The organism is Pseudoalteromonas sp. GutCa3, assembly GCF_002836155.1.
In the GTDB taxonomy this organism is placed as follows: domain Bacteria; phylum Pseudomonadota; class Gammaproteobacteria; order Enterobacterales; family Alteromonadaceae; genus Pseudoalteromonas; species Pseudoalteromonas arctica.
This window is the reverse complement of record NZ_PJBK01000073.1, coordinates 124079-145795: the sequence shown is the minus strand read 5'-3', so window position 1 is coordinate 145795 and position 21717 is coordinate 124079. Positions and strand designations below refer to the sequence as shown.

Below are 21717 nucleotides of genomic sequence, written 5' to 3'. Positions count from 1 at the left end.
AGTCTCCTTAGTAGCTACCGTGAGTGTTGTTTTCAATTTCTTCAACCGTTACTCTGCGCCACATTTTTACATAACACCAGGTGGTGTAAGTTAAAATAAGTGGGACAAAAATACACACTGCAACAAACATTACATTGAGCGTTTTATGGCTCGATACCGCATCCCAAATTGTTAAGCTAATATTTGGATTGTTGCTTGATGGCATAATAAATGGGAACAGTGAAACACCGGCCGTCATAATCACGCCAATTAACATTAAGCTTGTTGAAATAAGTCCAAGTGCTGGTTTGTTCAATTTAGAAAAAAATAGCGCACTTAGTGCCATTGCAAACGCTAAAATAGGAAAGGTCATAGTCCATGGGCGTTCACTGTAATTGCTAAGCCACGCGCCTTGGGCTGTTGTTACTACTTTAGCTAATGGATCTGCATGGCTTTGTGTATCAGGCATAGATACAATTTGGTAACCCGTTAAATTAGCAACCCAAAAACCAGCGCCTGCAAACAGTATAATAAACACAATCAGTGAATAACGACCATATTGCCCTGAGCGATCTGCTACTGCATCAGCTGTACGAAGCTGTAACCACATCCCCGCATGAGCAATTAGCATAGTGATACTCACTAAACCAGCAAGCAAACCAAACGGGTTAAGTAAACCAAAAAATGAACCTTGGTAGCTAACACGCATTAAGTTATCAATATTAAATGGTACGCCTAAAAATAAGTTACCAAAAGCAACACCAAAAACTAATGCTGGAATTGCGCTGCCTGCAAGCAAGCCCCAATCCCAGTTATTACGCCAGCGTTTTGAGTCTACTTTACTGCGGTAATCAAACCCTAGTGGTCTAAAAAATAGAGCAAAGAGTACTAGCATCATGGCAAAGTAAAAGCCCGAAAATGCAGCTGCATAAACCATAGGCCACGCTGCAAATAACGCGCCGCCTGCGGTAATAAACCATACTTGGTTACCATCCCAGTGTGGACCAATGGTATTAATTACCGTACGGCGCTCTGAATCTGTTTTACCAACTAGGCGAAGCAACATAGCAACGCCCATATCCATGCCATCGGTAATAGCAAAGCCAATAAGCAGCACACCAATGATCAACCACCAAAGCATTTTTAATGTTTCATAATCAAAAATCATGATTGCTCTCCTTCAGTTTGATCAGTTTTATTTGGCAATTCAAAATGATATTTACCAGTATGTAGCGAGCTTGGTCCTTGCTTAACAAAGCGGATCATCAACCAACCTTCAACAATGGCTAAACCAGTATAGAAAACAATAAATCCAGTTAAGCTAATTAAAATATCGTTTACTGTTAGTGACGACGTGGCTAAAAAGGTCGGCAGTATTTCAGATATAGCCCAAGGTTGACGTCCATACTCAGCAACTATCCAGCCAAATTCAATCGCTATCCAAGGTAGTGGAATGCTCAATACGGCAGCCCATAACAACCAGCGCTTTTGCTCAATAACGCGATGTGCGTTGTAGTAAAATGCCAATATAAATACACCCAACATGGCTACACCACAGGCAACCATAATCCTAAATGACCAAAACATAGGGCCTACTTTAGGGAAAGAGTCTTTAACGGCTTTTTGAATGTGCTCTTCGGTAGCATCTACAACATCAGGTGTGTAGCGCTTAAGTAGCAAGCCATAACCTAAATCATCTTTTAGGGTATTAAACTTAGCAACATTTTCTGGCGTATCTTCACCGTTTCTGAGTTTTGTAAGGTATTCATAAGCAATCATACCGTTGCGAATACGTACTTCGTGTTGTTTTTCTAGGTCGTTAATACCCGTTACTTGCTCATCAAGTGAACGCGTAGCAATTAACCCAAGTGCGTAAGGTATTTTAACCGCAGCATGTGTTACTTGCTCTTCTGAATCAGGAAAACCAAATGCGGTAAACGCAGCCGGAGCCTCTTCTGTGTGCCATTCAGCTTCAATCGTGGCAAGTTTTACTTTTTGAACTTCGCCTACTTCGTAACCTGATTCGTCACCGAGTAAAATTACACATAGAATTGATGCTAAACCAAAGCCCGATGCGACCGAAAAAGAACGTTTAGCAAACGCTAAATCACGGCCTTTTAATATGTACCAACTACTTATGCCCAGTACAAACATAGATGCAGCTACATAACCTGCCGATACGGTATGAATAAACTTAACTTGTGCTACAGGGTTAAACACAAGCTCTGCAAAGCTGGTCATTTCCATGCGCATGGTTTGATAGTTAAATTCAGCACCTACTGGGTTTTGCATCCAGCCGTTGGCTATTAAAATCCACAGCGCCGACATGTTGGTACCAATGGCCATTAAAAAGGTTGCACCTAAATGTTGGCGTTTAGAGAGTCTGTCCCAGCCTAAAAAGAACATACCTACAAAGGTCGATTCTAAAAAGAATGCCATTAAACCTTCAATAGCAAGGGGAGCACCAAAAACATCACCTACGTAATGCGAATAATAAGACCAGTTAGTACCAAACTCAAATTCCATGGTAAGGCCTGTCGCCACACCAATTGCAAAGTTAATACCAAACAATTTCCCCCAAAACTTAGTCATATCACGATAAATTTCGCGACCGGTCATAACATAAACCGATTCCATAATAACTAAAATCCAGGTCATACCTATCGTTAACGGTACGAATAAGAAATGAAAGAGAGCGGTAACAGCAAACTGTAATCGCGATAGATCCACAAAGGTTTCATCTATCATTATTGGCTCCTTGAGAGTGACGGATTAACAGGGCAACATTTAATTGGCAAAGTTAAGGTTTAATGAACTTTCAGTAATTACTGAAAGTTTGTAATAGTATTTACTTTTGTGCAATTTTTGTCAACATACATATTAGTAAAACTTAATATATATTTCCTATGCTACATCAGTATTAAAAACAAACAACATAAAGCCTTAACTTACGTGATAAAAAACCAGTTATTTAAAGCGTTTAACCAAACAGTAAAACACGGTAAACTAACAAGCATGAACGCCTGGTTTACTTGTGAAATAAAATCAAATGAATAAAGATAAAAAACAACTACGTATTGGTATTGTGGCAGGTGAACTGTCGGGCGATATTTTAGGTGAAGGTTTAATTAAAGCCCTTAAAAAACATTTTCCGGACGCTATTTTTGAAGGAATAGCAGGACCTAAAATGCAAGCGCAGGGCTGTAAAACACTTTACGACATGGATGAGCTTTCGGTAATGGGGCTTGTTGAGGTGCTAGGGCGTTTGCCGCGTTTGCTTAAAATACGTAAACAACTCGTGCAGCATTTTGTAGATAACCCACCTGATGTATTTATTGGTATTGATGCACCCGATTTTAACTTACGCGTTGAAAAGCCACTTAAAGATGCGGGCATTAAAACAGTACAGTATGTAAGTCCGTCTGTTTGGGCGTGGCGCGAAAAGCGAATTCATACAATAAGTGCAGCGACTAATTTAGTGCTTGCGTTACTGCCATTTGAAAAAGAATTTTACGATAAGCACCAAGTGCCATGTACATTTGTGGGTCATACTTTGGCAGACGATATAGCGCTTGAACACGACGACAGCAAAGCACGTGCAGAACTCGGCTTAAGCCTTGATGACAAAGTACTGGCGTTACTTCCTGGTAGCCGAGGCTCAGAAGTTGGCTTACTAAGTGAAACTTACATTAAAACAGCTGCAGAGCTGCAAGCTAAAAACCCCAATCTTAAAGTTGTGGTGCCACTGGTTAACGAAAAACGCAAAGCGCAGTTTACTGATATATTAAACGCTACCGCGCCAAACCTTAATGTTAACCTGCTTGATGGACAATCAAAATTAGCGATGCAAGCTGCTGATGCTATTTTATTAGCGTCGGGCACTGCAACACTCGAAGGCATGCTTTATAAAAAGCCAATGGTAGTGGGCTATAAAATAAAGCCTTTGAGCTATTGGATATTTAAGACTTTATTTACGTTTAATATTAAGCATTTTTCGTTGCCTAACTTATTAGCAGACGAAGAGCTAGTGCCTGAGTTTTTACAAAGTGAGTGTAATGTGGCTAATTTAACAAATGCGCTTACTCCTATGCTCAACACTGATAACAAAGAGCTAAAAGCACGCTTTTTAGCTATTCACGAAAAAATTAGATTAAATGCCAGCGAACAAGCAGCGAATGCTGTGGCGGAGTTAATAAATGCAAATTGATAGACCTAATGTATCCTTAATTGCCGGTGTAGATGAAGTAGGGCGCGGCCCGCTTGTTGGTGATGTAGTTACTGCCGCCGTCATTTTAGATCCCACTAAACCAATTGCTGGCTTAGCGGATTCTAAAAAATTAACAGATAAAAAACGCCAAGCGCTTGCGATTGAAATAAAAGAAAAAGCATTGTGTTATGCCTATGGGCGCTGCAATCCAACAGAAATTGATGAGTTAAATATTCTGCACGCGACTATGCTTGCCATGACCCGTGCAGTAGAGGCATTAAGTACGCAACCTGAATTTGTATTTATAGATGGTAATCGTTTGCCAAAACTCACTATGCCAGCGCAAGCTATTGTTAAAGGCGATAGCTTAGTGGCCGAAATTTCAGCGGCGTCTATTTTAGCTAAAGTAGCACGCGATGACGAAATGATTGAGCTTGATAAACGCCACCCTGAATATGGCTTTGCAGGGCACAAAGGGTATCCAACAAAAGCACATTTTGCAGCGCTTGAGCAGTACGGCGCGATTGATGAGCATCGTAAAAGCTTTAAACCTGTGCAGCGTGTATTGGCGCAAGCCAATGGTGAGGGTTAAGCATGGCTGCTCCTGATTTTGTTCATTTAAGAGTTCATTCAGATTTTTCGATGGTTGACGGCCTTGCTAAAACAAAGCCAATAGTTGCTAAAGCGCAAGAGCTGCAAATGCCCGCTATTGCGATTACCGATCAAATGAACTTTTGTGGCTTAGTGCGTTTTTACGGCGCAACACATAACGCCGGTATTAAGCCTATTGTGGGTGCTGACTTTTGGGTTCGTAGCCCAGAATTTCCTGACGAGCCAAGCCGCTTAACCATATTAGCCAAAGACAACGACGGCTATAAAAATATTACCTTATTAATATCTAAAGCGTATCAACGTGGGCATGTGTTTCATCGCCCAGTGATTGACCGAGAGTGGCTGGTGGAGCATAAAACGGGCTTAATTATTCTCTCGGGCGCTAAAGATGGTGACTTAGGTAAAGCGTTACTAAAAAATAATCCAAGTGTTATTGAATCGGTAGTTAGCTTTTATAAGCAGCATTTCAGCGATAACTACTACCTTGAGCTTGTGCGCACTAACCGACCGCTTGAAGAAGACTACTTACACATGGCGGTAGAGCTTGCTACCAAAGAGCAGTTACCTGTTGTAGCGACCAACGAAGTAGTGTTTTTAAAGCCTGAAAACTTTGAAGCGCACGAAATTCGCGTTGCTATTTTTGACGGCTACACGCTTGACGATAAACGCAGGCCTAAGCGATTCTCTGAAGAACAATACCTAAAAACATCAGAGCAAATGGCTGAGCTGTTTAGCGACATTCCAGAAGCCCTACAAAACACAGTAGAAATAGCTAAACGTTGTAATGTAACGGTTCAGCTAGGGACTTACTTTTTACCTGATTACCCAACTGGCTCACTCAAGATTGATGAGTTTTTAGTTAAAGTGTCAGAAGATGGTCTTGAAGAGCGACTGCAGTTTTTATTCCCCGACGAAGAAGAGCGAAAAGTAAAACGTGTTGAATACGATGAGCGACTTGATATAGAGCTTGGCGTAATTAACCAAATGGGATTCCCAGGTTACTTCTTAATCGTAATGGAGTTTATTCAGTGGAGTAAAGATAACAATATTCCTGTTGGACCTGGTCGTGGTTCAGGTGCGGGTTCGTTAGTTGCGTACGCACTTAAAATTACCGATTTGGACCCACTTGAATTCGACTTGCTTTTTGAGCGGTTTTTGAATCCAGAACGTGTATCAATGCCCGATTTCGACGTCGATTTTTGTATGGATAGACGAGACGAAGTAATTGATCACGTGTCGGCTTTGTATGGGCGTAATGCGGTATCGCAAATTATTACCTTTGGCACCATGGCTGCAAAAGCGGTAATACGCGATGTAGGGCGAGTGCTTGGGCACCCTTACGGGTTTGTTGATCGTATTTCTAAAATGATCCCCGGCGATCCTGGGATGACACTTGCTAAAGCGTTTGATATAGAGCCGCGCTTGCAAGAAGCCTACGATGGCGATAACGAAGTAAAAGACTTAATCGACATGTGTCGCATCCTAGAAGGGTGTACACGTAACGCCGGTAAACATGCGGGTGGCGTAGTAATATCACCAACCACTATTACCGACTTTGCCGCGCTTTATTGCGATGACGAAGGTAAGTTTCCGGTCACGCAATTTGATAAAAACGACGTAGAAACTGCAGGCTTAGTTAAGTTCGATTTCTTGGGTTTACGTACACTGACTATATTGCAGTGGGCGGTCGATATGACCAATGTGCGCATGGAGCGCCAAGGTAAAGATCTCGTTGATATAAATACCATCCCACTGGATGATAAAAAAAGTATTGAATTATTACTTCGCGCTGAAACGACTGCTGTATTCCAGCTAGAGTCGCGCGGTATGAAAGACTTAGTACGCAGACTTAAGCCCGACTGCTTTGAAGATATGATTGCACTCGTGGCCTTGTTTCGACCAGGTCCGCTGCAATCAGGCATGGTAGATAACTTTATCGACCGAAAACTGGGCCGCGAAGAAATCTCATACCCAGATGCGCAGTATCAGCACGAAAGCTTAAAACCAATACTTGATCCAACGTACGGCATTATCTTGTATCAAGAACAAGTAATGCAAATTGCGCAAGTACTAGCAGGTTACACGCTAGGTGGCGCCGACATGCTGCGTCGTGCAATGGGTAAGAAAAAACCCGAAGAAATGGCAAAGCAGCGTTCAACGTTTGAAGATGGCGCAAGAAATAACGGCATTGACGGCGAACTCGCAATAAAAATCTTCGACTTGGTAGAAAAGTTCGCAGGTTACGGTTTTAATAAATCTCACTCGGCGGCGTATGCACTTGTTTCGTATCAAACGCTGTGGATGAAAACGCATCATCCTGCAGAGTTTATGGCTGCGGTAATGTCGGCTGATATGGATAACACCGACAAAATCGTTATTTTGGTGGATGAATGTGAAAACATGAAGCTCACCTTATTGCCGCCAGATGTGAATGCAGGTGAGTTTAAGTTTACAGTAAACTTGCAAGGCGAGATTGTTTACGGCATTGGCGCGATAAAAGGTGTGGGTGAAGCACCGGTTGATGCAATATTAGAAGCGCGTGCAAAAGGAGGCCCATTTAAAGATTTATTTGATTTTTGTGCCCGAGTTGATTTAAAACGCTTAAATAAACGCGTGACCGAAAAATTAATTTATTCAGGTGCACTCGATAATTTAGGGCCAGAAAAAACCCAAGCTGGCCGTGCTACATTACTAGCTAGTTTAAAAAGTGCAATGCGTGCGGCCGACCAACACAATAAAGCTGAGCTATTAGGGCAAAGTGATTTGTTTGGTTTATTAGCCACTGAGCCTGATGAAGTAGAACAAGCCTTTATTAAAGCCACAGGCCTAACTGATAACGAATGGTTAGATGGTGAAAAAGAAACCCTAGGCCTTTATTTAACTGGGCATCCGATAAATCAGTACCGCCGTGAGCTTAGGCATTATACCAGCGGAAAAATAGTTGATTTACAGCCAACGAACCGCGATGTATTTGCAACAGCCGCAGGTTTGGTGATTGCTTCTAGGGTATTAATTAACAAAAAAGGAAATCGTTGGGCCTTAGTAACTTTAGATGACAAGAGTGCACGGATTGATGTACGCTTGTATTCAGACGAGTTTGAAAAGTACCAAGATATGCTCCAAGTTAACAATATCTTGGTAATATCTGGACAGGTCAGCTTTGATAACTTCTCCGGTGGTATTACAATGACCGCCAGAGAAATAAACACCATTGCTCAAGCGCGTGAAAAGCGTATTAAAGCGATTAAAATGACGCTGAACATGGTGCAAGTCGAGGCAGGTTTCTTCGATAAATTACAAAAAGTACTCGAACCCTATAAAATGGGAACGTGTCCGATCAAGGTTTATTACCAACGTCCAGATGCGTTGGCGCAATTAACTCTTGGGATCGAATGGTGTGTTACGCCAAGTGACGACTTAATTCATAAGTTATCACTAATGGCTGCGCAAGATGTAGAACTAGAATTTAACTGATTAGGTAGTTTAGAGCATGAGCCTCAATTATCTTGATTTTGAGCTTCCAATTGCAGAATTAGAAGCAAAAATTGAAGAATTACAAAATATAAGCCGCGCTGGCGAATTAGACCTTGAGTTAGAAGAGGAAGTCAGCAAATTAAAAGAAAAAAGTGCCAAACAAAAACAGGAGATTTTTTCTAATTTAGGCGCTTGGCAAGTATCACAGTTAGCACGTCATCCGTTGCGTCCTTACACTCGAGATTATATCGAGCGCATTTTCACGGAATTTGACGAGTTTGCTGGCGATCGTACTTTTGCTAACGATCCGGCTATTTTAGGAGGCGTTACGCGTTTAGATGGCGAACCAGTAATGGTTATTGGCCAACAAAAAGGCCGTGACACTGCTGAAAAAATTAAACGCAACTTTGGTATGCCAAAGCCAGAAGGTTACCGTAAAGCATTACGCTTAATGGAAATGGCTGAGCGTTTTAAAATGCCAATCATGACCTTTATCGACACGCCGGGTGCATACCCAGGTGTTGGCGCTGAAGAACGTGGTCAATCTGAAGCAATCGCGCGTAACTTAAAAGTAATGGCGACACTTAAAGTGCCGACAATATGTACGGTTATTGGTGAAGGCGGTTCAGGTGGTGCATTAGCGATTGGTGTGGGCGACAGAGTTAACATGTTGCAATACAGCACTTACTCTGTAATTTCGCCTGAAGGTTGTGCGTCTATTCTTTGGAAAAGCGCCGACAAAGCACCACTTGCAGCAGAAGCAATGGGTGTAACCGCAGAGCGAGTTAAAGAACTAGATTTAATCAGTAACTTAATTGATGAACCTCTAGGTGGCGCGCATCGCAATTACGATGCTATGGCACGTAACTTAAAAGTTCGCCTTAAACGCGACTTAGCAGACCTACAAGCGCTTACGCTTGAAGAAATGCTTGATCAACGTTATAAACGTTTAATGTCGTTTGGTTATTGCTAAACACATTAAATGTTAAAAAAAGCCGCTTATGCGGCTTTTTTGCTTTAAAATGTTCAGAGTTTTTATATAAAAGTGCGCCCATATGCATACATCAGCAATTTATCAGCAATTAAAAAAATCATTAAATAGCTATATTGAGCAAGGTAACACCGCTTTTACAGTGGCGCTTTCTGGTGGCGTTGATTCTGTGGTGTTGTTGCATTTAATGCGCACTTTAAAAGTAGATAACCCTGCAATTAATGTATCGGCTATTTATGTCCACCATGGCTTGAGCCAGTATGCTGATGACTGGCAACACTTTTGCAAAAACGTATGCATTGAGCTTAATGTGCCTTTTGAAGCTGCGAAAGTTGTAATTGAGCAGCAGTCGCGCACAAGTCTTGAAGCCCAAGCACGCGACGCCCGTTATAAAGCACTTGATGAACTAAGCCCACAAGGCAGCATTATTTTACTGGGCCAACACTTAAACGATCAAGTAGAAACGTTTTTATTGCGCTTAAAGCGTGGCTCAGGTTTAAAAGGGCTTGGTTCTATGTATAAAGAGCGCTTTCTGCAAAGTGGGCGTATATGTTTTAGACCATTACTAAATGTAGCTCGCAGCGATATAGAAGCGTTTGCAACGCAGTTTAGTATTAGCCACATAACCGATGACTCTAATACAGATGAAAGTTTTGATCGTAACTTTTTACGCTCAAAAATAGTACCTGTGTTAGCTGAGCGCTTTAATGGGTTTGAACAATGCACTGCACGAAGTATTGAGCTACTACAGCAGCAACAAACATTACTTGATGAATATACTCAGCTTGATTTAAATAAGTGTATTAACGAGCATCAAGCACTTTGCATTGGCCAGATAAGCGAATACAGCGCAGCGCGCATTGCAAATATAGTACGTGCGTGGCTTGCACTATTTACACAAGTGATGCCATCGCAAAAGCAGCTCGAGCAAATTATTAATCAAGCAATGTGCGCAAAAAACGATGCACAAATGCGTATCGATTTGCTCGATGGGCAAATACGTCGTCATCAAGGTTATTTGTATTTTGTAACACCAAGTGAAGTATTAACAGATATTGAGCTGAATCATTCACAGCTAAAACTGGCAGACGGGCGCCTATTAATTAAAAGCACCGGTTGCGGAGTAAGACCTCCACACGCTAATGAGCAAGTAATAGTGCGCTTTAATTGCAATAGCGCACGCATTAAACCACTTAAAAAGCCTGGTAGTAATACAGTTAAACATTGGTTTAAAGATGCAAAAATAGCGCCTTGGCTTCGCGCCAGTGTGCCGCTTATTTTTTATAATGATGAATTAGTTCAAGTGGTTGGTTATTTTATAAGTGCTAAGCATATTGATGAAAATGGTATTTTTTGGGAGTGTAAATAAATGAGTAAACAGCCGCATGTTGGTTTGTCGTTAGTTACTAAAGCGCCAATGGGTATGCTAATAACGGCCGTTATAGCTATTATTGCTAATATTTTACTTGAGCTAAATATAGTTACGTTAGGTTATGCAGTTGCGGGTGGAATTGTATCTGCAGTGCTTTTATTAGCTTATTGGTTAGGTAAAGGTGGATTGTTTTTTATTTTAGGCGTGAGCCTGCCACTGCTTTTAGTATTATTTACACCGCTTGCTACTATTACCGCATTACTTAATTTAATTAGCGGATTCTTTTTTGGTTTTTGTGCCGCGTTGTTTATTTATAAATTGGTAAGTGCAAAGCCTAGCGGGGGAAGCTAGGCTTTTTATTTAATGCAGTTAAGTAAAGACTAATATGCTTTTGCGCAGTTTCTACCAGATGCTTTTGCTTTGTATAAACCTTTATCGGCGCGAGCAAATATTTCAGTTTCGCTGTCTTGGCTGTTAGCTAAAGTAAAACCAATACTGGTTGTTACTTTATACTTAGACATTAGGGGCGATTTTCTTACTAAGCACATTATCCGCTCAGCAATCACTTTATTCGTTGTAAACTCAGGGTCTTCAATAAGTAAAGCAAACTCATCACCACCAAATCTAAATACCGAATCAGTGCCGCGTATGCTGCTACACAGTACTTTTGAAAACTCTTTAAGTGTATCGTCACCAATTTTATGGCCAAAGTTGTCGTTAACTTGTTTAAAATTATCTAAATCAAGCAGCATTAAACTAAATGGACGCTGGTAACGACGGCAGTTTTCAAGCTTTTGCAGTAAAAAGTCATTAAACTGACTACGGTTATTTAAGCCGGTTAATGCATCCTTTGTGGCAAGCTTTAATACACGGCTATACATCATCGCATTACGAAGTGGATAAACCAGCGCAGTATGTAAAGTATGTAGCTTTTTCTCAATGGCTTGACCAAGCGGGAATTTACTAAAATAAATTAGCTGCCCTAAGTGTTCTTTACCAATCGCCAAATCAAAAATATAGGGTGTACTATTTGTATCACTCTGTGATGTTTGTGTAGTTCCCAGTGTTGACTGAAACTGTAAACCAGAGAAATTTAACAATTGTTTTGTAAATTTTGCGTATATAGCTAAAACATCCTCAATCACTAAGCTAGTTTGTAGCTCTGTAACGAGTTTATGTGTTTCTGTTATTTCATTTGTTGGCGAGTGTTCAGCCGAAAACGGCAAAAAATCACCGCGACCAGACACACGCTGCGTCAAAATATGGACGTTTTCCATTAAATTCTCCCCCGAGGGTGTTGCTTTGCAATTACTAAGCGATTTTTGTGCCATATTTTAAAACTTGCTGAAAAACAGAAGGTTGCTATATTTAAAGTAAGTCCCTTGGTTTAATTGACGCGTGAGGCCGAATTTGCAGAGTATTAATGTTCAAATTTTTGGCTTGCTAGTGGCAGCAGTTCTTTTTGTGTGGTTTTTTAAACGCATTGGCTTGCCGCCTATTTTGGCGTACCTAGCAACGGGGGTTTTAGCCGGTAGTCATGGTATTGGTTGGTTAGCGCAATCTCATGAAATAGAGTTTGTAGCAGAGCTTGGTATTGTGTTTTTGTTATTTAGTTTGGGGTTAGAATTTTCTATTTCGCGGCTAATGGCAATGCGAAGCCTAGTATTTGGGCTGGGCTCGTTACAAGTAGGTATAACCAGCTTACTCTTCATTATTATTTTATATTGTTTAGACTTCTCCCTACTCACCAGTTTTACCATTGGTACAATTATGGCGCTTTCTTCTACGGCTGTAGTGGTTAAGCTATTAAAAGAAACGGGTGAGCTTAATCAGCGCCGTGGGCAATTGGCCGTTGGTGTACTGCTTTTTCAAGATATTGCTGTTGTTCCTCTATTAATAATATTCCCCTTATTTGCATCAAGCGACTCTCAAAGTATTGGCTGGGCTTTAGCGTTTGCCCTAAGTAAGGGCGCATTTGTATGCGTGCTTCTTTGGGCAATTGGTAAATGGGTATTGCCCATTGTGTTTAAAGAAATAGCGCAAGTACGAACCGATGAGTTGTTTGTGCTTACCACTATATTAGTCGCCTTATTTGCGGGCTTTTTAACGTATATGTTTGGCTTGTCTATGGCATTGGGCGCTTTTTTAGCGGGAATGATGTTAGGTGAGAGCCATTACAGGCATCAGTTAGAGGCCGATATACGTCCATTTCGCGATATTTTAATGGGGCTGTTTTTTGTAACTGTGGGTATGCAGTTGGATATTTTATTTGTACTGGCGCATATAGTAATAATTATTGGCGCATTGCTTGGGTTACTCGTATTAAAAATTACAGTAGTAGCACTTAGTGCGCGGCTAATGCATGAGCGAAACCAAGACTCGCTCGCCTGTGGCATTATGCTGTGGCAAATGGGGGAGTTTGGTTTTGTACTTATCGCACTTGCTGGCCAGCATCAGTTACTAAACTCAGAGCAAGCTTCATTTTTAATTGCCCTTGGTGTGTTATCAATGGCATTTACACCATTTTTGATTGATAAAACGCCATTTATTTTAAAGCGTTTGGGTATACTTGATCGCCCTAGTTTAGCGCTGGAGAGTGAGCCACAAAGTAGTACACTTTATAGTGACCATGTTGTTATTTGTGGTTTTTCGCGTGTAGGGCAAACTATAGCGCGTTTTTTAAAGCCCGAAGCAATAGACTACGTTGCCATCGAAAGTAACCCAATTTTAGTACAAGAAGGCAAAGCGGCGGGTGAGCCTGTTATATTTGGCTATGTTAAACAAAAAGATATTTTAAAATGCGCAGGAGTAGAGCGAGCTCGCTTGGTTATTATTACTTTTACAGAGCTTGATCACGCACAAGTTGTTATTGATGCCATAAAACAAATAGCGCCCAACGTTAAAATACTTATTCGTACTCGTGACGATAGCCAGTTAGATTATTTAAAAGGGCTAGGCGTAACCGAAGTAGTGCCAGAGTCATTAGAGGCGAGCTTAATGCTCGTGTCGCATGTGTTGTCTATGTCGGGCGTACCGATGACGCGTATTGTGCGTAGAGTAAGTAAAGAACGTCGTAATCGTTATCCATTAATGCAAAGCTTTTACGCAGGGTATTTTAAAGATAGCGAAGATGCCTCAAGTGAACGATTAGAATATTTACATGTTGTAGCGCTACCTCAGCAAGCTTATGCCGTGGATAAAACAATTGAAGATCTTAATTTAGAAAAGCGGCGAGTGCTCGTAAAAGCACTGCGCAGAGAAGGAGCCGAAATAGATACGCCATCAGCGCAAACAACATTATTGGCTAATGACGTTTTAGTATTACAAGGTAAACCAAGGCGTGTTGAGCGGGTAGAGCACTATCTGCTCGACGGAATCGAATAGTGACTTAGATTAATCTAGCTCTAAAAGATTAATCTAACTCTAAAAATTCACGCATCTTAGGCAACTGCGCCATACCGTCTTCATAGCCAATTTGCATTAAATGCTGGGTGTAGCGTTTTTCAAACAATAGGTAACTGGTTAAGCTCGATTGCGAATGCTTTTTTACACCTATGGTACGTAGCAATACTTTAATGGCCCATGGCATATCGTCGTAATACTGCGCTGCAATGGCGTTAAAGTTTTGCGAAGGGTTAATGACAAAGGTATCTATTTGTTTAAGTTCTTGATGTTTGTCGCGAGCGGGTAATAGCCCTAATGTTCGGTTAACACGAGCCAAACGCTCCAAATCCGATTGCATAGTGTCGGTAAATACACTGTCGAGTAAATGCCCTGCAACAGCAGATAGACCCGGATAATGTGGCGAGTAACCCGGTGGGTGTAATTCTTTGGGTTGGTCGACCCCAATAATAAATATTTTTTCAGCGCCTAAATGAATCGACGGACTCAGCGGAGAAAGTTGATGTATAGAGCCATCCCCAAAGTAATGGTTATAAATATTTACACTTGGAAACACCATAGGGATGGCACTCGATGCCATTAAGTGCTCAACATTGATACGAGTTGCACGGCCTTCGCGTTTAGCACGCTGCCAAGATGTTTGCGTATTAGATTGAAAAAATGCAACAGAGTCGCCCGTTGTATAACTTGAGGCCGTAATTGAAAGAGCATCTAAATAATTACGATGTAAATTGCGCTCAATGCGGTGTAAATCTAAAATTTCGTTTAATAAACCACGCAGAGGGCGGTTGTTTAGCAAGCTCGCTGGTGGATGGTTAATATGTTCTGACTGAAAGCTCGTTAAAATATTACGCGCAATATGACCAAATACGCTTAAAAAATCACTTTTATAGACCATAGAGGTTGAAAAGTTTTTCCAAACTGATTCAAGCTTTCGTACAGCCAAATGCGCACAGGAGGCGTAACATGCTAACGCAGCTGAGTTAATAGCCCCAGCAGAGGTGCCATTTATTACTCTAAATGGCAATGGAGCGGTACGAGGCATACTATGAGCTAGCGCTTTAAGAACACCCACTTGATAAGCAGCACGTGCGCCACCACCTGTGAGTAATAAGGCAATTTTAGGTTTTTGTGGATCAACTTGCTTGATTTTCATATTGGTGGTTAAACTGTTCTACGTCTTTACTTTATTTATTAACTGTAAGTCTTTAAGCTAGAAGAATCAAAGGATAACTGCCCTAATACTTATTACATTGTTTAATCACCCAATTTAGTACGTAACTTACTTTGCTATAATTGCCGTATTATAAAATGTAATAGTATTTGTGTAAGAATGAATTTAATCCACTTAGCGTACTCTAAGTGATATCGCATTTTAATTTTTATGGAGTTCGTATGTCAGATAAACCAGAAGCATCAGATGTTCAAAAACGTCCACCTAATAACAATATTCTTTTCGCCGTTATTATTTTAATAGTCGTAGCATGTGCGGCCGCCTTCGTATTGCTAACACCCAGTGACGAGCAAGCAACACGCACTGAGGTAGAGCCCACAGTTAAAGAACAACCTATGATGGAGCTTAAACCCGAGAACGACCCCGTGGTAGATGCGCCGTCTGTAAATCCAGAAAAGCCAGCAGAGCTTGAAGTACCAGCACAAAGTCCAAGTGAGCCTGTGCCTGAAGTAAAACCACTACCAACGCTTAACGAAAGTGATGCAGTTGTTGTTGCTAAAATGGACGAGTACCTAAGCGACTCAGTAATGAGCTTAATGGTGACCGACGATGTTATTCGTCGTGGTGTGGTATATGTAGATAACTTAGCAAAAGGAAAAATAGCTAAAAAACACATGCCTGTTGTACAGCCAGAAGAAAAATTTAGCGTGAATGAAGGTGATATCTTAACTATTAACCCTAACAGCTACGAGCGTTATACACCGTATGTGAAAATATTTACCAGTATGAGTGCAGCGCAAGCCGTTCGCATGTACGAAGAGTACAAGCCACTTATTAATAATGCATACAGTGAAATTGGTTACGGCGATGACGAGTTTAATCAAACGCTAACCGATGCAATCGATTTATTACTTGATACGCCAGAGCCTGAAGGTGACTTGCCGTTACTTCGTGATTCAGTAACGTATCAGTATGCGTTTTCGGAGTGGGAGCAATTACCAGATGCACAAAAACAGCTTTTACGTATGGGTCCAGAAAACATGAAAAAAGTAAAAGCAGCATTACGTAATATAAAAGCGCAGTTAGAGAACAATTAGTACGCACTAAAATAGCTAAATACGCCGCGATTGTATATGAAGTATGCAATCGCACTTTCTTTTTAGATTATCCCTTGAATAACAGAGCAAAAGTAGAGATAATCCCTCCCGCGCCAACCAAGGCCCTCAATGGTAGTCTTATTGGTCCTCTCGCAACACTAGCAGGCGAACCTGGTCAGGCCCGGAAGGGAGCAGCCACAGTTTGTGACGTGTGTGCCGAGATGTGGCTGGTAAGACTGCCACCCAAATTCCTCATTTGGTGTTGTTTGAAGTATAAGTTGACATATTTGTACTAAAAGATGGCATAAATTGGAAGTATAAGGTGGCATAGTCTAGTATTTAACCAAATGGTTAGATGGCTGACTCACATGTACAGAAGAAAACTCAAACACTCCCGTGTTAAAAACCTCCATAAATTTGCTAGTCAAAAAAATAAATCTACCTGTTTAGTCGAATCCTCTTTAGAGTTTGATGCGTGTTTCCATTTTGAATTTTCAGCATCAATAGCCGCATTTGAAGCACAACCACTAGGTTACGAATATGAGTTTGATAACCGTATTTGCCGTTACACACCTGATTTTTTACTTACCCACACAGACGGCACGCAAAAATTTATTGAAGTAAAACCACAAAGCAAAATTGCCGATGAAGACTTTCGTGCACGTTTTATTGAAAAGCAAGCCATCGCTAAGCAAGATAGACGTGACTTAATACTGGTTACTGATAAGCAAATCCGTGTATACCCAACACTCAATAATTTAAAGCTTTTACATCGCTACTCTGGTTTTCAGTCTTTAACAGAGTTGCAAGCATCGGTGCTAAAGCTTGTTAAGCAATACGGCTCGATCAAAGTGAGTCAGTTAGTTAGCTTTTTAAAAGTAACTGCCGGTGAGCTACTTGCTACGGTGCTACGCTTATTATCATTAGGGCAGTTATTTGCCGACTTAACTACAAATGAAATATCAATAGAAACAGCAATTTGGTCTAACAATGTTTAATGACGGTTTGTTTGAAGATGAATTTAATCAGCCATTACCAAAAGTAGAGACCAAACTACCTCAAAATTACGTCAAAGATTTACAAGTCCTTCCTGAGAAAATAAAAATAACAACATTTGCTAAGCTTAAATATATTCAATGGCTTGAGGCTAATATTCAAGGCGGTTGGACACAAAAAAACCTTGAGCCTTTATTAAAAGTAATGCCTGAGGTTGAGGGAGAAAAAAAGCCCAGTTGGAGAACAGCAGCACGATGGTATAGCGCTTATACCAATGCGGATAAAAATATAATGGCGCTAATACCAAGCCACCAAAAAAAGGGTAACAGGGATCGCGATACAGCAACCGATAAGTTTTTTGAAAAGGCACTTGAGCGTTACTTAGTAAAAGAAAAACCATCAGTGGCTTCGGCTTACAAGTTCTATAAAGACTTAGTTATTATTGAAAACGACATTGTTGTAGGCAGTATTTTAAAGCCTTTAACATACAAAGCATTTAAAAATAGAATAGATAACTTACCGCAATACGAAGTAATGATTGCTCGTTATGGTAAGCGCCTTGCTGATATTGCTTTTAATAAAGTAGAAGGGCATACACGGCCTACTCGAGTACTCGAAAAAGTTGAAATTGACCATACACCGCTGGATCTTATTTTATTAGATGATGAGCTACATATCCCGCTTGGCCGGCCAACACTCACCATGTTAGTCGATGTGTATAGTCATTGTATTGTTGGCTATTACTTTAGCTTCAGTGAGCCTAGCTATGATGCAGTAAGGCGAGCAATGCTAAATGCAATGAAACCTAAAAGTGAAGTAGCAAAACTATATCCTGATACGTTAAATGAGTGGAAGTGTGCTGGCAAAATTGAAACACTCGTTGTTGATAATGGCGCTGAATTTTGGAGTAACAGCCTTGAACTTGCTTGTGAAGAAATAGGTATTAATACTCAATATAACCCTGTCGCAAAGCCTTGGTTAAAACCCTTTGTAGAACGTATGTTCGGCACAATTAACACTGAATTATTAGACCCTGTTCCTGGTAAAACCTTTTCTAACATTTTACAAAAGCATGAATACAATCCAAAAAAAGATGCAATCATGCGTTTTACGACCTTTATGCAGTTATTTCATAAATGGGTAGTAGACGTTTACCATCAAGATGCCGACAGCCGCTTTAAGTACATACCAAGCAAATTATGGGATCAAGGCTTTAGTACGTTACCACCAACAATGCTGAGTGATGCTGATCTTCAACAACTGGATGTTGTGCTCAGTATTTCAAATCATCGGGTACTTCGTAAAGGTGGAATAAGGCTAGAAAATTTAAGCTACGACAGTACTGAACTGGCGAACTATAGAAAGCAGTTTAGCCACAAAGTATCTCAAGAAGTTTTAATTAAATTAAACCCCGATGATATTTCTTATATATACGTTTACCTCGATAAGCTAGAGCATTACATAAAAGTGCCATGCATAGATCCAAATGGTTATACCCAAAATTTAAGTTTGAATCAGCATAAAATAAATATACGCATTCATCGCGATTTTATTTCGGGCTCTATCGATAATATAGGCTTAGCAAAAGCGCGTATGTTTATTCATAACAAAATTCAAAACGAGTTTGAAGAGTTAAAAAATGCGCCAAAAAACTCAAAGGTAAAAGGGGGTAAAGCGTTAGCTAAGCATCAAAATGTTAGTAGCGACTCGCAGAAATCAATAGCTCAGAGCGAGCCAGTAGAACACAAAAAGGTTACACCTAAAGAGCAAGTAACTGATAGCTGGGATGACTTTATCTCAGATCTAGATGGATTTTAATTATGCTGACCGATAAACAAAAAGAAAAGCTTAACGAATTTCGTGATGTATTTATTGAATACCCAATAATAAGCACGGTATTTAACGACTTCGACAGATTAAGACTTGGTAAGGGGTTAGCGGGCGAAAAGCCCTGCATGCTTTTAAATGGCGATACAGGCACAGGTAAAACAGCACTGATCAAGCAATATAAAGAACGACATTTACCGCAGTTTATTAATGGTGTTATGAATCACCCTGTATTAGTAAGTCGCATACCTAGTAACCCTACACTAGAATCTACTTTAGCTGAGCTTCTTAAAGACTTAGGGCAAGTGGGTAGCACAGAGCGGAAACTGCGAGTAAACGGTACTCGGTTAACTACATCATTAATAAAATGCCTAAAAACGTGTGGCACAGAGCTTATAATTATTGATGAGTTTCAAGAGCTAATTGAGCACAACCAAGGTAAAAAACGCCGCGAGATTGCCAACCGATTAAAATATATTAACGATGAAGCGGGTGTATCAATCGTATTGGTAGGTATGCCGTGGTCAGAAAAAATAGCAGACGAGCCTCAATGGTCATCGCGTTTATTAGTAAGGCGGCAGCTGCCTTATTTTAAGTTATCAGAAAATCCAAAGCATTTTATACAGTTAATAATTGGCTTAGCTAACCGAATGCCATTTACCGAAAAGCCAAACCTAAGTGAACAAGCTACAGTGTTTGCTTTGTTCTCACTTTCAAAAGGTTGCTTTAGAACACTCAAATACTTTTTAGATGATGCCGTACTTTATGCATTAATAGAAAATGCAAAAAACCTCACAACCAAGCATCTAGTCAAAGCATTTGATGTACTCTTCCCTGATATACCAAACCTATTTACTTTGCCAGTTGCAGAAATTACAGCAAGCGAAGTCGAACGCTATTCACTATACAAACCTGAAAGCGCCCAAGATGAAGATCCGTTTATAGCGACCAAGTTTACTGACCGAATGCCGATTAGTCAGTTGTTGAGGAAGTAATTTAAGAACTTTTATTTACTAATATTTATTTTTTAAATGCGTAAGTTAATTTTAAGTTTTATTATGTGGTATTTTGTTTGAATCAGTCATTGTAGGGAAAACCATTGTGAGTAAAAAGTCTATACTAAGGAAAGATCAACGTCCTATAAATATAATAAATACACGACATTTGAAAAGGGTGTTTATCGAGGTTCTTACTCAATTTTCTAATTTCGCTAAAAAGTCTTTAATCCTCCCAATGAAAATCTTTGTCAATCCGTTTGTGACGACTCTTGTTGTTGTCGCCCAAATGTTTACAGGTGCAATACTAGGTGCAAATTTAGGCTCATCTTACTCCGGCTCTACAGGGGGAGCTTCAGTTCCAATTAGTGTTAGTGTCTTGAAAAACATTTGGAATGGATTAGAGCCAATTACACAAAATATTACTTTAGTCGTTCTGGTCCTTTCTATAGTGAAAGCTTTTTTTGATATTGTTAATTCGTATTATGAGAGGTCGCTGTTAGGTAAATTTTATGAAATACAGAAATCTTCAGCGGATAGAGGTTGGATAAGTGAATATCAAGACATACTCAATAGAACCGTAATCCCTTTTAATATTATTTTAAGGAGGGGGTTAGACGGTGAGGAAATTGAATATGATAATGTTAAACGCAAATCAATTGAGATATTAACTTCGATAAGAAGCTTAGCTGCCAGATGGGATGATTCAGAGCATAGTAATGCATATTCAATTAATATTATGTTTTACATGAATAAAAGTAGCGAAGTTGAAGAAAAGCTCAAAGAACATTGGGAGAAGAATAAGGTTTTTTATGACAGTAGTTGTGCAAGTATTGCACTGAGTAATGTTTCTGGCGTGCTAGCTGTGATTGCATCTTTAAATTCTAAATCGACAAAATTTTTTGAGAAATCAGAAAATAATATTCCACTAATGTTACCGGTAAGACATTCACCAGAAACGTTAGATTCTATCCATTTAGAAATTCCTGGTGCACCTACTGCTTTTTCTATGGGTAGTTATAGTTACTTAGGTGATGTTAATGATGCCGTTAGGGAATGGGTAGATATTGATAGTTGGCAGAATTTTACTGAAATGCGTGCTAATGATTTAGTCAATCACTACTCAAATGATAAGACAAATAGATCTAATTTTTCAATGGCATTAAAAGCACCTGAAGATATCGATTTTGAAGACTCTTTAGAGATAGGCGATTTTGTTGGTGTCTTAAACTTATATTCATCAAAGCGTGAAGCATTGAAATATGGTCATGATGAATTTTATCAATTTATGAGACCTTTTCTTGAAACCCTTACTAAAGCTTTGATTCTTCAAGAGCAAATTATATCTCAAGGTGTTATTAATGAAGATAATGAACTTGAATCAAATGTTGCAAACTTGAACCCATAACTTTTTATTAATGATCTTTGTTAGTATTACTATGATATGAAAACAACATTTTTGTTGTAATTGAGGTTATGTATGACTATTATTAGGCTACAGAATCAGGAGGAAATCATGGTTATTAAACTAAAAAAGCCAGTTACCAAGAGTAAGAAAAGTACTCAACCTAACAACGATAATCGTAGAAAA

General features: G+C 39.9%; 16 protein-coding genes and 1 other RNA gene. 13 read left to right on the top strand and 4 right to left on the bottom strand.

Annotated features, from left to right (window positions below; translation table 11 throughout):
• Nucleotides 1-7 precede the first annotated feature (7 nt).
• Together cydB and CXF64_RS13025 are read right to left on the bottom strand one after the other, a co-directional pair.
• The gene (gene cydB, locus CXF64_RS13030; protein ID WP_007581007.1) at nucleotides 8-1147 is read right to left on the bottom strand and encodes a cytochrome d ubiquinol oxidase subunit II; all 1140 of its coding nucleotides are present in this window, start codon (nucleotides 1145-1147) and stop codon (nucleotides 8-10) included.
• Nucleotides 1144-2727 carry a cytochrome ubiquinol oxidase subunit I gene (locus CXF64_RS13025; RefSeq protein WP_010553739.1) on the bottom strand — a complete coding sequence of 528 codons (1584 nt, stop codon included), beginning with the start codon at nucleotides 2725-2727 and terminating at the stop codon, nucleotides 1144-1146. The genes cydB and CXF64_RS13025 overlap by 4 nt, the downstream gene beginning before the upstream one ends.
• A 301-nt stretch (nucleotides 2728-3028) precedes the next feature.
• Here CXF64_RS13025 and lpxB point away from each other — a divergent pair, with 301 nt between their 5' ends.
• The 6 genes from lpxB (at nucleotide 3029) to CXF64_RS12995 (ending at nucleotide 10986) form a co-directional block, all read left to right on the top strand.
• On the top strand, nucleotides 3029-4186 hold the full coding sequence (gene lpxB, locus CXF64_RS13020) for a lipid-A-disaccharide synthase (protein ID WP_101217230.1): 1158 nt from the start codon (nucleotides 3029-3031) through the stop codon (nucleotides 4184-4186).
• The gene (gene rnhB / locus CXF64_RS13015; RefSeq protein WP_010553737.1) at nucleotides 4176-4778 is read left to right on the top strand and encodes a ribonuclease HII; all 603 of its coding nucleotides are present in this window, start codon (nucleotides 4176-4178) and stop codon (nucleotides 4776-4778) included. Before lpxB ends, rnhB begins: the two co-directional genes overlap by 11 nt.
• A 2-nt stretch (nucleotides 4779-4780) precedes the next feature.
• Nucleotides 4781-8272: a DNA polymerase III subunit alpha gene (gene dnaE, locus CXF64_RS13010; protein WP_024590731.1), complete on the top strand. Its 3492-nt coding sequence runs from the start codon at nucleotides 4781-4783 to the stop codon at nucleotides 8270-8272.
• 16 nt (nucleotides 8273-8288) lie between these two features.
• Nucleotides 8289-9245 (top strand): acetyl-CoA carboxylase carboxyl transferase subunit alpha, encoded by a 957-nt coding sequence (gene accA, locus CXF64_RS13005; protein WP_101217229.1) that lies wholly within the window; start codon nucleotides 8289-8291, stop codon nucleotides 9243-9245.
• Nucleotides 9246-9327: 82 nt separating this feature from the next.
• Entirely contained in the window at nucleotides 9328-10632 is a 1305-nt protein-coding gene (gene tilS / locus CXF64_RS13000) for a tRNA lysidine(34) synthetase TilS (protein WP_101217228.1), read from the top strand.
• Nucleotides 10633-10986: a hypothetical protein gene (locus tag CXF64_RS12995; protein WP_007581020.1), complete on the top strand. Its 354-nt coding sequence runs from the start codon at nucleotides 10633-10635 to the stop codon at nucleotides 10984-10986.
• 29 nt (nucleotides 10987-11015) lie between these two features.
• Here CXF64_RS12995 and CXF64_RS12990 read toward each other — a convergent pair whose 3' ends face one another.
• Nucleotides 11016-11912: a GGDEF domain-containing protein gene (locus CXF64_RS12990; RefSeq protein ID WP_024590733.1), complete on the bottom strand. Its 897-nt coding sequence runs from the start codon at nucleotides 11910-11912 to the stop codon at nucleotides 11016-11018.
• A 133-nt stretch (nucleotides 11913-12045) separates the two neighbouring features.
• On the opposite strand from CXF64_RS12990, the gene CXF64_RS12985 reads away from it, so the two are divergent.
• Nucleotides 12046-14019, top strand: coding sequence for a monovalent cation:proton antiporter-2 (CPA2) family protein (locus tag CXF64_RS12985; protein ID WP_101217227.1), 1974 nt, complete (start codon nucleotides 12046-12048; stop codon nucleotides 14017-14019).
• Nucleotides 14020-14047: 28 nt separating this feature from the next.
• Here the strand turns inward: CXF64_RS12985 and CXF64_RS12980 are convergent, their stop codons facing one another.
• Nucleotides 14048-15193 carry a patatin-like phospholipase family protein gene (locus CXF64_RS12980; protein WP_007584072.1) on the bottom strand — a complete coding sequence of 382 codons (1146 nt, stop codon included), beginning with the start codon at nucleotides 15191-15193 and terminating at the stop codon, nucleotides 14048-14050.
• Nucleotides 15194-15432: 239 nt separating this feature from the next.
• Between CXF64_RS12980 and CXF64_RS12975 the strand changes: the two genes are divergently transcribed.
• The 6 genes from CXF64_RS12975 to CXF64_RS12950 all read left to right on the top strand — a co-directional run bounded on the left by CXF64_RS12975 (nucleotide 15433) and on the right by CXF64_RS12950 (nucleotide 21534).
• Entirely contained in the window at nucleotides 15433-16308 is an 876-nt protein-coding gene (locus CXF64_RS12975; protein WP_101217226.1) for a DUF3014 domain-containing protein, read from the top strand.
• A 139-nt stretch (nucleotides 16309-16447) separates the two neighbouring features.
• An RNA gene (ffs, locus tag CXF64_RS12970) (signal recognition particle sRNA small type) lies at nucleotides 16448-16544 on the top strand.
• Nucleotides 16545-16676: 132 nt separating this feature from the next.
• On the top strand, nucleotides 16677-17306 hold the full coding sequence (locus CXF64_RS12965) for a TnsA endonuclease N-terminal domain-containing protein (RefSeq protein WP_101217225.1): 630 nt from the start codon (nucleotides 16677-16679) through the stop codon (nucleotides 17304-17306).
• Nucleotides 17299-19122 (top strand): Mu transposase C-terminal domain-containing protein, encoded by a 1824-nt coding sequence (locus CXF64_RS12960; RefSeq protein WP_101217224.1) that lies wholly within the window; start codon nucleotides 17299-17301, stop codon nucleotides 19120-19122. The genes CXF64_RS12965 and CXF64_RS12960 overlap by 8 nt, the downstream gene beginning before the upstream one ends.
• A gap of 2 nt (nucleotides 19123-19124) precedes the next feature.
• Nucleotides 19125-20126, top strand: a complete 1002-nt coding sequence (locus CXF64_RS12955; RefSeq protein WP_101217223.1) for a TniB family NTP-binding protein — start codon at nucleotides 19125-19127, stop codon at nucleotides 20124-20126.
• Nucleotides 20127-20232: 106 nt separating this feature from the next.
• The gene (locus tag CXF64_RS12950; protein WP_101217222.1) at nucleotides 20233-21534 is read left to right on the top strand and encodes a hypothetical protein; all 1302 of its coding nucleotides are present in this window, start codon (nucleotides 20233-20235) and stop codon (nucleotides 21532-21534) included.
• Nucleotides 21535-21717: the final 183 nt, after the last annotated feature.

Bases quoted from the DNA above. Each gene is read 5' to 3' on its own strand.
- cydB (WP_007581007.1), bottom strand. From the start codon at position 1,147: ATGATTTTTGATTATGAAACATTAAAAATGCTTTGGTGGTTGATCATT.
- CXF64_RS13025 (WP_010553739.1), bottom strand. From the start codon at position 2,727: ATGATAGATGAAACCTTTGTGGATCTATCGCGATTACAGTTTGCTGTT.
- lpxB (WP_101217230.1), top strand. From the start codon at position 3,029: ATGAATAAAGATAAAAAACAACTACGTATTGGTATTGTGGCAGGTGAA.
- rnhB (WP_010553737.1), top strand. From the start codon at position 4,176: ATGCAAATTGATAGACCTAATGTATCCTTAATTGCCGGTGTAGATGAA.
- dnaE (WP_024590731.1), top strand. From the start codon at position 4,781: ATGGCTGCTCCTGATTTTGTTCATTTAAGAGTTCATTCAGATTTTTCG.
- accA (WP_101217229.1), top strand. From the start codon at position 8,289: ATGAGCCTCAATTATCTTGATTTTGAGCTTCCAATTGCAGAATTAGAA.
- tilS (WP_101217228.1), top strand. From the start codon at position 9,328: ATGCATACATCAGCAATTTATCAGCAATTAAAAAAATCATTAAATAGC.
- CXF64_RS12995 (WP_007581020.1), top strand. From the start codon at position 10,633: ATGAGTAAACAGCCGCATGTTGGTTTGTCGTTAGTTACTAAAGCGCCA.
- CXF64_RS12990 (WP_024590733.1), bottom strand. From the start codon at position 11,912: ATGGAAAACGTCCATATTTTGACGCAGCGTGTGTCTGGTCGCGGTGAT.
- CXF64_RS12980 (WP_007584072.1), bottom strand. From the start codon at position 15,193: ATGAAAATCAAGCAAGTTGATCCACAAAAACCTAAAATTGCCTTATTA.
- CXF64_RS12975 (WP_101217226.1), top strand. From the start codon at position 15,433: ATGTCAGATAAACCAGAAGCATCAGATGTTCAAAAACGTCCACCTAAT.
- CXF64_RS12965 (WP_101217225.1), top strand. From the start codon at position 16,677: ATGTACAGAAGAAAACTCAAACACTCCCGTGTTAAAAACCTCCATAAA.
- CXF64_RS12960 (WP_101217224.1), top strand. From the start codon at position 17,299: ATGTTTAATGACGGTTTGTTTGAAGATGAATTTAATCAGCCATTACCA.
- CXF64_RS12955 (WP_101217223.1), top strand. From the start codon at position 19,125: ATGCTGACCGATAAACAAAAAGAAAAGCTTAACGAATTTCGTGATGTA.